Below are 14,059 nucleotides of genomic sequence, written 5' to 3'. Positions count from 1 at the left end.
ATCCTGGGAGACAGCTACCTTTCGCATCTCCCTTGCGGCTCAATATGCTGCTCCGGGCGATACGATCCGGGTCGCGGCAGGAGTCTATACTGATCCGCAGACTATTGTGCTCAACGGCGGGTTGACCTTGATCGGGGCAGGGTTGGACTCGACCGAATTGCGCAATAGCGGCACACCGACTGTGCAGATCCGCTGTGAAGACGGCAATCTAAGCATCTCCGACATGATGTTTACCTCACAACCGGCCTCACCTTACCCGATCGCGATCCACTTTTCTGCTTCCGCATTCGCTCTCAGCGTAGAACGTTGTAGGTTCTTTCAGTACGAGGGAGCTGTCTTATCTTCAGCCGCTTTTCTCGATGTTAAGAATTGCGCTTTCATCAATTGTGGGTTCTCCGATGCCTCCGACGCGATCCACGTCGGCTGGGGAAGCGGCAATGGGCGGTTCATGAACAACACGTTCATTGCAGATTGGCATGATATCTTGGACACTTACAGCGTCTACATCGACTGGCCCTTCCGTGGGGGTGAGTTTGAATTCTCCAATAACATCTTCATGGGTTATCATACGCACATCTATGTCGCACTCTCGACCCAGCCCGTCGTCATCGAGAACAATCTCTTCCTCAATAACGATTTGGAGCCTTATCCGACGAAGCGAGCATTCTTGCCGTATATCTCTCTCGTCACAGAGGAGGCGATTGTTCGGAATAACCTCTTTGAGGGCAATTGCACTGAACCAGTAGCGCCCGAGGACATCTCCTGTGTCGATATCCGACTCTATCGGAACGTGCAGGTCTACAACAACATCTTCATCGGTGAGCAAATCGGAGTTAAGGTACGGCACGACAATGAGTACCAGGGTACGCCCCCCTTCACCTACACAATCGATCACAACGCCTTCTGGCTCGAGTCCCCCTACCCGCACGTAGTGTTCAACTCGCTGGATTTTCACCCGTACGACTCGTTCTATTGCGAGAGCTACTACCACGAGACCGACACGACGATCTCGGTGATCGACTCGAATCTTTGTCGCGATCCGATGTTCGTCGACACCCTCGGCTATCTGCTGCAGGCCGGCTCACCCTGCATCGATGCCGGGCGACCCGACATCCTCGATCTCGACGGCAGCCGCTCCGACATCGGCCCCTTCGGCGGCAGCGCCGGGCAGTTCTATGTCTACCAGGACCTTCCTCCGGCGACCCCGGCAGAGTTTACCGGCAGCGCCCGCTCGAATGGCGCGACGTTGCAGTGGCAGAAGAACAGCGAATCGGACTTGCGGCAGTATGTGCTGTTCAAATCGACAACCGGCGCAATCAGTCTCGATTCGGCGCATGTCGCCTGCTATTTCCCTCTCGACAGCGACACTCTGCTGCGCCGGACGCCGGATGACCTTTCGATCTTAGTCTGGAACGATTCCACCTTCGATCCGGGACTGGGGGCGCGCTACACGATCGTGGCGGTCGACAGCAACGGCCTGGTCTCCCAACCAGCCAACGAGGTTTATTTTGTGGGTACGGCCGTGGGCGACGAGCCGGAGTTGCCGCTCCCCCAATCCATCGAACTCGAACAGAACTACCCCAACCCCTTCAATGCGGCAACCGCTATTGTTTACAATCTGCCCAACATCGGCGCACAACCGGCGTCGGTGCGTTTGATCATCTACAATATTCTCGGCCAGGAGGTCCGCACGCTCGTCGACGAGCCGCAGCCCCCCGGAAGGCACGTTGCGTATTGGGATGGCCGCGATCGCGGCGGCAACGATGCATCCTCCGGCGTCTACCTCTACTCGCTGCAAGTCTCAGGTATTGACTATGTGAAGAATCGGCGGATGGTGCTGGTGAAGTAGTATCAGCTAGGCAGGAACAATCTACAAATCCCGATGCTGCGCCTTGGCTTCGAGCCCCGCCGTCCTCCATCTCAGCCCTTGACCCGCACGGCGATCGCCGCCAACTCCCAGCTTGCACATCCACCGCCAGAGAGTCATTCCCCTCTATCAAGAGGGGTGGCTCGAGCCCGCCCAATCAGCATCTCTACCAGTTGCATTCCACCCCCAGTCCCGATTCCTCTCCTGTCGCCCATCAAGCGGGCTCGAGACGGGGTGTGTCCTTCCATGTTCCTCCACCCGCCACCGCAACGAAACAGTGTATCTCCGCTTCGATCTCGCACTTCTCCTTCTCGGAGAGGGGCCGGCGGTGAAGGCTTATTGTCCTGACACCGCACCCTATCGAATTATGACCTTCAAGTTCGCATACCGCGCCAGCAGCTTCTTCGTGCCCGCGTAATTGAACCGCACTTCCACTTCCGTCGCATCGCCGCTGCCCGAGCGCGTGACAATCGTCCCCTCGCCCCAGCGCGCATGCGCCACCACCGCCCCGATTCGCAGGGCATCGAATTCGTCGGCGACCGTCGTCGGCGCATCCCACAAATAATCGGTACTCACCCGACCGGACGAATCAAGCATCGTGAACCGTTCCGTATGCACGACGTCATCGGGAATCTCGTCCACGAAGCGGCTACGCAACGTCTGCCGCTCCCCAAACCGCGACCGCATCAGCGCATAACAAATCGTTAGATGCTTCTTCGCCCGCGTCATGCCGACATAGAACAGCCGCCGCTCTTCTTCCAGATCGTCCGGATTCTCCGATGCACGCGCCAGCGGAAACAGTCCCTCTTCCATTCCTGTAATAAACACCGCCTCAAACTCCAACCCCTTCGCCGCGTGCAGCGTCATCAACGTCACCGCATCCGCCTCGCGATCCCAATTGTCGATGTCGGTGTAAAGCGATATCTCCTGCAGGAACTCCGCCAACCGTGCCTCCGGATTCTCCGCACCGTAGTCCCCCGCCGAGGCCGCCAATTCCGCCACGTTGTCCGCGCGTCCCTCGACGCCGGCCGGATCCTGCTCCTTCAAATCCTGCGCGATGCCGGTCTTGTCGGCGATCAAGTTCACCAGCGGCTCCAGCGGCATCGTCCGACTCATCTCTTTCAAATAGGCCAGCAATTCGCCGAAGCGTGCCAGCTTCGCCGAAACCGCCTTGCTCAATTCCTGCAGTGCGCTCTTGTCCGCGAGCAACTCGAAAAGCGATCCGTTGCGCTCGCGTGCCAGCGCCTCCAGCGTCGCCACCGTCGTGTCGCCCAGCCCGCGCTTCGGATAATTGATGATGCGCTTGAAGCTGACATCGTCCTTCGGGTTTTCGATCAGCCTCATGTACGCCAGCATATCCTTGATTTCTTTGCGCTGGTAAAAACGCACGCCGCCGACGATGCGATAGGGAATGAACCGCCGCTTCAGCGATTCCTCCAGCACGCGCGATTGGGCGTTGGTGCGATACAAAATCGCGATCTCCTTGCGCGGGACGTTCGCCGTCACCAACTCCTCGATTCGTTCGGCGACTTTTTCCCCCTCGTCGCGATCGCTGTCGACAATCAGCAGCGTCAGTGGCTCCCCCTTGTCGCCGACTGAGAACAGCGTCTTGCCTTTGCGCCGCCGGTTGTTGGCCACGACATCGGAGGCCGCCTTCAAAATCGTCTGCGTCGAGCGGTAATTCTGCTCCAGCCGGATCACCTTGCAGTTAGGGAAGTCGTTCTCAAAATTCAGGATGTTGCTGATGTTTGCCCCGCGCCACCCGTAGATCGACTGGTCCTCGTCGCCGACCGCGAAGATATTGTGCTTCTCGTTGGTCAGCAGCTTGGCCATCACGTACTGCGCGTGATTCGTGTCCTGGTACTCGTCAATCAGCAGATAGCGATACTTCTGTTGTAGCCGCGTGCGAATTTCTTGATCCTCCCGCAGCAGCTTCACCGTGTAGAAAAGCAAGTCATCAAAATCAACCGCGTTGGCCGACTGCAGCTTGCGCTGGTACAGCTCGTATACCTTGGCTACCCGTTCGGCGATGAAATTTCCCGCCATCGTCTGAAACTTCGCGGCATCGACCAACTGCGCCTTGGCGTCGCTGATCCGGTTGCGAATCATCGCCGGTGCGGCAGTCTTGGTATCCAACCCCAGCTCCTGCACTGACGCCTTGACGACGCTCATCGCATCTTCTTCATCATAAATCGTGAAACTGCGCCGGATACCGATCCGCTCCCCGTAGAAGCGCAGCATCAGCGACGAGAACGAATGAAACGTCGAAACCTGCATCCGCCGCTGGTCGACATTGGTCAGCTTCTCGATCCGCGCCTTCATCTCGCCCGCAGCCTTGTTCGTAAAGGTCACCGCCAGGATCTGTTCCGGCGCGGCGTGGCCGCCCGCCAGCAAGTTGGCCACCCGCGAGGTCAACACCCGCGTCTTGCCCGAGCCGGCGCCCGCCAATACGAGCAACGGGCCGTCGACGTGCAGCACCGCCGCACGCTGTGGGGCATTCAGCCCTTCCAGGATTCGATCTTGACCGCTCATGGGGTTGCCAATATACTGGGCCGGGCAGTGATCTCAAGCGAAACTTTGGATTGGAGCCGTAACCATCGTGTCGAAACGCCAATCGCAGCACCGCGAGTCATTCTACGATGATCTCGCGCCGGTCTATCATCTCAAAGTCAATTGGAGCAATCGCCTCGGTAAGGAACAGCCGTTGCTCGACCTGCTGACTCGAGATTCGCGCCCCGCCGCTGTCCTCGATCTCGGCTGCGGTGATGGCGGCCACAGCGATTACTTCGCCGCCGCCGGCATTCGCTATCTCGGCATCGACAACTCCGCTGCCATGCTCGCCATGGCCAAGCGTCAGCACCGGCACCGGCTGGTCCGCTTCCACCGCGCCGACTTGCGCAAGCTCCCGAGGCTGTCTCCCCCGCCTTTCGATCTCTGCCTGCTGCTGGGGAACACCCTCCCGCATCTGCACACTCAGGGCGACCTGAATCGACTCTTTGCCGCTGTGCGCCGACGACTCAGCCCCGGCGGTCGTTTCGCGATCCAAACCGTCAATCCCGCCCTCCTGGCGCGAAAATCGATACATTTCCTCAGCCCCACGCTGGCCGGAGGCACCACCCTTTTTGCGCCGTTCTACGTTCGCCGCGGTGTTCTGTGGGACTTTCACATGATGATCCACGCTCTCGATGCCGGCCGCCTTGCCGCCACCAAAATCACCACGACCCGGCTACGCTTCTGGTCGAAAGCGGAAATCACTCGCATGGCCGCCACCGCCGGTTTCCGTCTCGCAGCGACTTTCGGCAACGCCGCTCTCGCGCCCTACCAACCGCGCCAATCGGAAAACCTGATCCTCGTCTTCGAGCGCGCCTGATCCATGCCCGAACTCCCCGAAGTCGAAACCGTCGTCCGTGGGCTCAACGCGCAGGTGCGCGGGCTCACGATCAACCGTGTGCTCCATGCCGCTGCGCATTTGCGTCGACGAGAGCCGCACCTGCGCGACCTCGCCGGTGATCGCTTCTTGGATTTCCACCGCCGCGGCAAGTACATCATCGCCCGCCTTCACTCGGGGCGAAACCTGCTGATCCATCTGCGTATGACCGGCCGGGTGCTCTTTGAAACGCGCACTGCCCGTCGCGGCAAACACGATCATCTGGAATTGGAATTCGTCAGCGCGCCGGAACACCTGGTCTTCCACGACACGCGCAAATTCGGCGTCGTCGAATTCCTCGACGAAAAGCGTCACGACGGCTACTCGTCCCTTGGCATCGAGGCCACCGAAATCACTGGCAGGCAACTGCATGAACTCCTTCGTGGACGCGCCCGCCCGATCAAGGCGCTGCTGCTGGATCAATCCGCCGTCGCCGGAGTAGGGAATATCTATGCCGACGAGGCGCTCTACCGCTGCCGCATCCATCCGCTGCGTCCCGCCGGCAAGCTCTCGCGTCCGCAGGCCGACGCGCTGGCGATCGCCATCCGCCGCCTCATGCGGCTGGCGATCAAGAAGATGGGCACAACGTTCGATAGCTATAGCGGCGTCAACGGCAATCCCGGTGAGTTCGCGCGCTACCTTCAGGTGTATAACCGGGAGGGCGGACGCTGCCGCCGTTGCCGCGGAATCATCAAGAAAATGCGTGCCGCCGGCCGCGGAACCCATTATTGTCCGAAGTGCCAGAAACGTTAAGGTCCCAAATTCGAGGAAAGATATCGCTTGTGAAGATCGTTAACTCCACCGCCGCCATCGTTCTGCTGCTCTGCACCGCTCTCGCCGCGCAGTCGGTCATCCCGCAAGCCGTTAAGGAAACCGTCAACCTCGCCCCCCGCGCCAAAAAGAGCGATTTGCAGAAATACCTCTTAACCTATGAAATCGCCCGGCTCAACGATGACGGATCCATTAATTCTCTGACGACGGACTACTTGGCCTTCTCCCAGGTCTGTATGGCCAACACTCCGGAAGCGGGAATTCGTTACCAGGTAACGATCGACTCCTTCGCCATCGGCACCAGCCGCCGAACGGATGAGAAGGAACGCGAATGCCAGATTGCACCGCAATTCGACGGGTATACGTTCCCCTGGAGTTTTGACCGGACCATCCGCACGAAAAACGGCGATCTCGACATCGGCGTATCCATCACCGAGCCGCAGGTCACCGTCGAGGGTCTCGAATTCCTGCTCCACTTCAATTACCTTCGGCTCTGGGAGCAAGCCCGCTTCTCCTTGGCCCGTCAACTAACCAAAATCGGCGACTCCGCGACGCTGACCATTCCCGCGCCCTTCCGCCAGTCCTTGGCCAATGTCATCCGGGAACACAAGATCTCGTTTTCGCCCCTCACCTTCGAACTCGGCAGCATCTCATCCTACAAGGGACGCCCCTGTGCCGTCGTCAAGCTGCTCCCCTCAACCTCCCCCATACGCGCCAACCTCGCTGTCACAAAGACTGCCGCCGACTTGATCGGCGAGGGCACGCTGGCATTGGTGGGCGAACTCTGGATCGCCCTCGATACCGGCCAGATCGTGCGCGCCCGCTGGCAGGCACGCTCGATCGCGACCATCACTGCCGCCGACGGCCGCAAGGTGCCGAGCCAGTCGATCGAATCCTATAACCTCGACCAGATCAACTGAAGTGGTGTTCGCGACTCCGACGGCGCAAGAAATCTTGAACAATCGCCGCGGCTGCCCGTACTATTCGAGTGGAGAATTACGCCCGCTGCCGGAACTTCAGGTTTCCTTTGACAAGCTGCCGTAATTTTACTAAGTTAATAAATGTAAGTGCTTACTGAGTATTCATCGCGTGAAGCATCGCTCATTCCTGAATTTTGCGACATCTCTCTGTCTTGATAAACCCCTAACATGTCCCAGAGGAGGACCCGCTATGCGCCGTTCACCGACGCTGCTGGTGCTGCTGGCTCTGGCGCTTGCGACCCTCCTGGTCGCCAACAGCGCCGAAGCCCGGTACTGGCATACTAAAGCTGCCGCTAAGGAAAAGAAGAAACCCGAAGCCGCCGAAGCCAAGAAACCCAAACTCAAACCTTTCGGCGAAGTCTCCAAGGGGTTCAACAAGATCCCCGGTCTGTTCGACTTCTACTTCGACAAGGATGAAAACAAGGTCCTGATGGCGGTCAAGAAGGACCAGCTCAACAAGCTGTTCCTCTGCAACATGACCCGCTCCGCCGGCGATGGCTCCTACTTCGACGCCGGCGCCCAGACCGGGTACTTCCCGTTCGAATTGCGCCGTATTGGCGATCAACTGCAGTTCCTCGTGGCCAATCTGCGCATCCGCGCCGACTCTACCGCACCGATGGCCCGTGCCATCGGACGCTCGATCTCCTACTCGATCTATGGCAGTACCAAGATCTTGTCCAATCCCGATACCGCCGGCGCCTTCCTGATCGATCCGACCGAAATCTTCGTTCAGGACGTCCCCAATGTCGGCTACTTCCTCGGCCAGCAGGGCCGCACCGGTCATCGCTTTGACAAGGGCAATAGCTTCTTCGGGACGATCAAGTCGTTTCCACAAAATTCCGAGCTTGATGTCGTCCTGCACTATGCGACCAATCAGCCCAGCGACGCCGAAACCGCGGCGTCCCCTTATAGCATGCTGTTGACCTATCACTATTCACTCTCGACAATTCCGGAAAGCGACTTCCGCCCGCGCGTTGCTGATGAGCGTGTCGGCTATTTCATGACCCAGCACCAGGACTACACCTCGCTGGATCAGGATCAGGCCTACATCCGTTATATCAACCGCTGGCAACTGAAGAAGAAAGACCCGGCCGCCGCCGTCTCCGAGCCGGTCGAGCCGATCGTCTTCTGGATCGAAAACACCACGCCCGTCGAATACCGTGCCGCGGTCAAGGCCGGTATCGAATTCTGGCAGGGTGCCTTCGAAAAGGCCGGATTCAAGAACGCCATTATCGCGAAGGAAATGCCCGATACCGCCGACTGGGACCCGGCCGATGTGCGCTTCAGCACCGTCCGCTGGTTCGTCTCGCCGGGCGCCGGTTACGCTGTCGGCCCGTCCCGCGCCAATCCCTTTACCGGTCAAATCTATGATGCCGACGTCCGCATCAGTGCCGATTTCGTCCGCGGCATGTTCACTTACGCCGAGAAATTCCTCGAACCGCTGGCCTTCGGCCAATCCGAGTCCGAGGATTTCCCCCGCAACCCGGGCGATGACGTCTGGAATCACAACCACTTCGGCGAAATCTGCGACTACGGTCCGAAATCAGCCAAAGTGGCCGCCGAAGGGATGGCTGTGCTCGCCCTGCGCAATACCCTGGACGGCAAGAGCGAATTGACCAAGAAGTATGTCAACGAGTACATCACTGAGTTGGTCGCGCACGAAGTTGGCCACTGCCTCGGCCTGCGCCACAACTTCAAAGCCTCGACGGTCTTCCCGCGCGCGCAACAGACCGATGTCAACTTCGTCGAGCAAAACGGCGTGGTCAGCACGGTTATGGAATATGCGCCGCCGAACCTCGTGCCGGACGGCATGAAGCAGCCGGACTTCTACACGACCAAGCCCGGTCCCTACGACCTGTGGGCGATCGAGTACGGCTACAAGGATTTTGGCAATGTCTCCCCCGATCAGGAGGGAGCGGAACTGCGCAAGCTGGCCTCCCAGGCAGGCGATCCGAAACTCGTCTATGCTACCGACGAGGACTGCTTCGGCAACTCGACGCGCGCCATCGATCCCTATGCCACCCAGTTTGACCTCGGCGCCGATCCGCTCGAATATTGGAAGATGCGCGTCGCGCTCGGCAAGGAAATCTGGTCGAAGGTGGAATCCGAGTTCGAAAAGCCGGGTAACAACTACCAGAAGCTGCGCTCGGTCTTCCAGTACGGCTGGGGCGGCTTCACCGGCGGTGCCGCCCAAATGGCCCGCTTCATCGGTGGTATCGAAAACAGCCGTGCCCGCGTCGGCGATTCCGGCGGCAAACTTCCCTTTACCCCGATCCCAGCCGCCCAGCAGCGTGAGGCCATGAAGTTCATCATCGATAACGTCTGGAGCGCCGATGCCTTCCAGTTCAGCCCGCGCCTGCTGCAAAAACTGCAGCCGGAGCGCATGCCCGATTTCAATTGGTCGGTTTACGAGATGACGCGCCTCGACTACCCGCTCCTCCAGCAGGTTAAGGCCGTCCAGTCGACGCCCCTGAACTACATCTACAACCCGATCACCCTCGCCCGCGTCGGCGACATGGAACGGCTGGTCGGAACTGGCGGCGACGTCTACACCATGACCGACATCTTCCAGGATGTCCGCCGCGCGATTTGGTCGGAGGTTACTGCCAATCGCAATATCAACAGCTACCGCCGCAACCTCCAGCGCTCGCACCTCGATCGCCTGGTCGCGATGGTTACTGATCGGAACATGGGCTTCCCGGATGACGCCGTCACCCTCGCTCGTGTCGATCTGCGTACTCTGCGCACCGCCATCGGCAATGCGCTCAACGCCGGATCGCTCGATACGATCACGCGCGGTCATCTGGAAGAATCCCTTGCGACAATCAACGCCGCGCTCGATGCCAGCCTCGATCTGAAGCTGTAAGCGATCGCGACAATCGTCGCAAGTCAGTCCGCAAACATCACGGGCGGGTCATTCGACCCGCCCGTTCGCTTTCGCCGAATTGATGGCGGCGCCCACAATTGCGTCATTGGCCATGACCAATAGCAACATCGCCATGGGCTGCCGAACTTCTGGTTTTTCGGGAATCGTCTTGACGGCTGGCTACAAAACAACAAGGGGAAGCAGTCCTCTCCTACTTCACTGATACACCCAATGGAATCAGTCAAGCGCTTCCCCTGTCGATACACAACTGAGGCGTACCTCGAAAGTATTATACACCCCATTTCTTGAATAAGCAAGATTTTTTCCGCCAAAATCTGTGTTTCCACCCCTCCACGATCTTGCCCCCCAACCCCGCTTTTTGTTACATTGCGGCAACGAATTTCGCCCCGAAGGAGCCCTTAAATGCCAACCTTTCTTGTCTGCGGCGCCGGAATTCAGGCGCAAGCCCTGGTTTATGACCTGCTCAAATTCGCGCGCCCGGAACGCGTTATCGTTCTTGACATTGACCCCGACCGCCTGGCCAAAATCGAAGGCCGCAACGTCGAAAAACAGCTCGGTGACATTAGTGATCCCGCCTTCATCCGGCCCTTCTTCCAAGCCGCCGATATCGCCTGCGGTGCCGCCAGCTACAAGCTCAATGCCGTCCTGACCGAAATGGCCGTCGCCACCAAGACCCACTTCGTCGATATGGGCGGCAATAACTCCGTCGTCGAGGCGCAATTCGCTCTCTCCGACAAAGCCACCGCCGCCGGCGTCACCATAATCCCCGACTGCGGTCTCGCGCCCGGCATGGCCTCCATTCTGGCCGCCGATGCTGTCGCCAAATTCGACGAAGTCGACACTCTTAAGCTCCGCGTCGGCGGTCTCCCGCAAAATCCGACACCGCCCCTCAATTACGCGATCTTCTTCTCGCCTGAAGGCCTCCTCAACGAATATCGCGAACCCACCGTCGCGTTGCGGCAGGGAAGACTCACCAAACTGCAGAGTCTCACCGAAGGCGAAAGCCTCTCCTTCCCGCCGAACTTCCCGCAGCTCGAGGCCTACCACACTTCCGGCGGCGCCTCCACCTTGCCCTATACCTTCGAAGGCAAAATCCAGACGCTCGACTACAAGACGATTCGCTACGTCGGTCACTTCGAGAAGATCAACTTGCTGTTTGACCTGGGACTGGCCGATGAGCACAAGTTCGACATCGACGGCGTCAAGATTAGCCCCGATCAGGTGCTGCGCCATTGCCTCTACCGCCGCCTGCCGAAGAACGCCCCCGATGTCGTGCTCGTCTACGTCGAAGCGATCGGCAAGAAGAACGGCCGCACGCAGAAGGTCTCGTACTACATCGAAGATTATCTCGACAAGACCACCGGCCATTCGGCGATGCAGCGCACCACGGCCTATTCGGTCGGCATCGTCGCGCAAATGATCGCCGAGGGCGCCATCACCCTGCGCGGCACCCTCCGCTCCGAACTTGGCATCGACTCCCAGCGCTTCCTGCAGCTCCTCGATCAGCGCGGCATCGGTGTCAAAATCGATGTGAAGTAGCGGCCAACTCGACCAACCGGCACGACCTCGGCCCCACGGCGGAAGTTCAGAAAGCCTCCCGAGCCCGCGATCAGCCTGCGCACCTGGGGTTGTCATTGCGAGGAGCGAACGACCCTCTCGCACTTGCTCTTCTTTCACCGCGACGAAGCAATCTGTCCACCTTTGCTGCAGAAGAACGGACACCGCCTCGAATCGCTTGCACGGACAACGACCATCGTTCCTCAGCCCCCAAGCACAAAGGGCACGCTATCGCGTGCCCTTCAGCCATTCCCATTATTTCCGGCAAATCTATCGCCGTCCGCCCCCCGGCATTCCCGGCATCCCGCCCATTCTTGAGGCCATCCGCTCGCGCCACGCCTGCCGATCCTGCATCATCTGCGAAAACGGCGTCACATCCACCGAATCGCTCTCAGCCAGCCCCTCCAAAATCTGCGTGTAATCCAAATTGGCCGCGCCGACCACCACCCGCTTCGGCGTTACCTGGCCGTTGGTTACCACAAACACCAGCTTGGTATCCTTGCCCGCGCGCTCGCCCTCCTGGAAGCGGTTTCCAAACCGCGCCGCCATCTGCGGATCAGCCCCCGCCGTCGGAGCCTGCTGGCCCGGCTGGCGCTGACCCTGTCCGCCGCCGGCCATTACCTCGCCGCCGGCACCCGGCATCTTCTTCGGGTCCTTCACCGCCGCATTCGGTACCAGCAGCGCGTTTTCCGCAAACGCCGTGATGATCTCGATGCTCGCGTTCATGCCGGTCTTCAGCTTGCGTTCCGCATTGTCAACCTTCGTCGTGACCTCGAACACCGTCACGTTCTGCTGCACCTGCGCCATCGGCGCGATCTTCAGCACTTCGCCGTGGAACTTCTTGTCTGGATATGCATCCGCCTCGACCTCAACTTTTTGTCCCAGCTCGACCTTCCCGATATCGGTTTCATCCACCGAGGCCACAATAAACACCGAATCCACCTGCGCAATCTGCATCAGTAGCGTACCGCCGGAGACATTCGAAATCCCCGACGCGATGATATTGCCTTCCTCCACATTGCGCGCGATGATCAAACCCGAAATCGGTGCGCGAATCACGGTATCATCCAGCTGCTTCTTGGCGTCGGAGGCGGCCGCCTTGGTGCGTACCAAGGTCGCCCGCGCCTGTTCGAGACTCATCTTGGCGGCGTCAATGTCGGCTTCCGAAATCATCCCCTTGTCGAACAATTCCTTCTGCCGGTTGAACTCGCGCTCGTTGGTTTCCAGCGACACCTTCGCGACCTCAAGATCGGCCACCGCCTTGTCGTAGCTGTACTGCACCTGTTCCTTGTCGATCGTGGCCAGCAAGTCGCCGGCGTTGACGTACTCCCCCGCTTCATAGAATAACTTCGTGATCTCGCCCGAAGCTTTCGACTTGACGTCAACCGTCTTGACCGGCTCTACCTTGCCGGTCGAGGTGATCGATACCTTCAATTCGCCGCGAATCGGTAGCACCGGCTTGGACGTAACAGCTGCGGCCGTGTTGTCCTTCTTGCCGTAACCAAAAACGAAGTAGGCGCCGCCGGCAACGACCGCCAGAACTATCGCGATCAGGAAAACTTTCTTCATACGTAGCTTATACGTCCCTCTTCCGGCCCTGCCGAAAATAGTTGTCCGCCTCCCAACCCTTAGACAATAACAAATTTCCGCCGCTTGCGGTCGGCAAATTGTGAAGATTTTTCGCTTGGGTAATCTCCGTCAGCGCTGGCGGTTATTGCGCGGCATGATCTGATCGAGCACTTCCCGCATCCCTTCCGAGATCAGCCCTCGGCGCATCGGCAACTGCGGATACGCACTCCACCAGGCATTGCCCTCGATAATCGTTGGCCCCTGATTCGTGATCGCCGTGTCAAAGCCCAGCGATCGCAACTGTGGCAATCGGCGCTGCGCCGCCCTCGCCAGCGCAATCGCCTCATGGTAGAATGGGAGCTTCTCCCCGACAATCTGCGCGCCGGTATCCGGGTGCTTCTCCAGCCACTCGATACGCCCCGGATGCTCAATCATCCCCGGTCCCAGCGTCCCATCCTCCGCGACATCGACCAGGAACGCTCCTTGCTTGACATTGTCCACCATCGCCCGTCCGCGTCCGAATTTCATCAGTGTCATCAGAATCTCGATCTCCCCTTGGTTATTGACAAATGTCACGACCCGCATCGTATTCGTGCAGTGCGGGTTGATGCGGCTGAGCATGTCGTGCTGGTGCACGCGCTCCTGCAAAACAATCCCCTCGCGCTCCAGCGGCTGCCCCGACCGGAACGCCTTCAGGCAGATCTCGCGAATACCCGCAAAATCATACTCGCGCCCGTCACCGGCGATAAACGTGTCGCCGCGCCGCTCGACTATCACCGTCACATCAAACCCCTTCGCCCCCGACGCGGGCTTGATCACAAATTCCGTCAGATTGTTCCGATCAATCACCCGCCGAAAATCTTCCACGCTGCGCAGCGGCTCCCGCTCCGGCGTGTACCCGAACTCCGGGTCGAACAGCCCGAAAACCCGCGGCGTGGTGATGCCGTACGAATTCATGTACACCCAGAACACCCACTTGTTCAGCACACCGCGCGCCACCT

Annotated in this window: 9 protein-coding genes; 6 read left to right on the top strand and 3 right to left on the bottom strand. The window is 59.3% G+C overall.

Going from position 1 to position 14,059, the window contains the following annotated elements; genetic code table 11:
• Positions 1–1,849, top strand: a 1,849-nt coding sequence (locus tag IT585_02220) for a hypothetical protein (protein ID MCC6962046.1), incomplete at its 5' end; no start/stop codon positions are given.
• 375 nt (positions 1,850–2,224) lie between these two features.
• Here the strand turns inward: IT585_02220 and IT585_02215 are convergent.
• Positions 2,225–4,399 (bottom strand): UvrD-helicase domain-containing protein, encoded by a 2,175-nt coding sequence (locus IT585_02215; GenBank protein ID MCC6962045.1) that lies wholly within the window; start codon positions 4,397–4,399, stop codon positions 2,225–2,227.
• 67 nt (positions 4,400–4,466) lie between these two features.
• On the opposite strand from IT585_02215, the gene IT585_02210 reads away from it, so the two are divergent.
• The 5 genes from IT585_02210 (at position 4,467) to IT585_02190 (ending at position 11,471) form a co-directional block, all read left to right on the top strand.
• Entirely contained in the window at positions 4,467–5,237 is a 771-nt protein-coding gene (locus IT585_02210) for a class I SAM-dependent methyltransferase (GenBank protein ID MCC6962044.1), read from the top strand.
• A gap of 3 nt (positions 5,238–5,240) precedes the next feature.
• The gene (gene mutM / locus IT585_02205) at positions 5,241–6,047 is read left to right on the top strand and encodes a bifunctional DNA-formamidopyrimidine glycosylase/DNA-(apurinic or apyrimidinic site) lyase (GenBank protein ID MCC6962043.1); all 807 of its coding nucleotides are present in this window, start codon (positions 5,241–5,243) and stop codon (positions 6,045–6,047) included.
• Between the two features lie 29 nt (positions 6,048–6,076).
• Complete coding sequence (locus tag IT585_02200) at positions 6,077–6,985, top strand: hypothetical protein (GenBank protein MCC6962042.1); 909 nt, start codon at positions 6,077–6,079, stop codon at positions 6,983–6,985.
• Between the two features lie 250 nt (positions 6,986–7,235).
• Complete coding sequence (locus IT585_02195) at positions 7,236–9,911, top strand: zinc-dependent metalloprotease (protein MCC6962041.1); 2,676 nt, start codon at positions 7,236–7,238, stop codon at positions 9,909–9,911.
• Positions 9,912–10,334: 423 nt separating this feature from the next.
• Complete coding sequence (locus tag IT585_02190) at positions 10,335–11,471, top strand: saccharopine dehydrogenase NADP-binding domain-containing protein (GenBank protein MCC6962040.1); 1,137 nt, start codon at positions 10,335–10,337, stop codon at positions 11,469–11,471.
• 288 nt (positions 11,472–11,759) lie between these two features.
• Here IT585_02190 and IT585_02185 read toward each other — a convergent pair whose 3' ends face one another.
• Positions 11,760–13,058: an efflux RND transporter periplasmic adaptor subunit gene (locus IT585_02185; protein ID MCC6962039.1), complete on the bottom strand. Its 1,299-nt coding sequence runs from the start codon at positions 13,056–13,058 to the stop codon at positions 11,760–11,762.
• Between the two features lie 129 nt (positions 13,059–13,187).
• Positions 13,188–14,059: hypothetical protein (locus tag IT585_02180; GenBank protein ID MCC6962038.1), on the bottom strand; the 872-nt coding region annotated here is incomplete at its 5' end.

It is taken from the genome of Candidatus Zixiibacteriota bacterium (assembly GCA_020853795.1).
Classification (GTDB): Bacteria; Zixibacteria; MSB-5A5; order CAIYYT01; family CAIYYT01; genus JADJGC01.
This window is presented reverse-complemented; position numbering and strand designations above follow the sequence as displayed.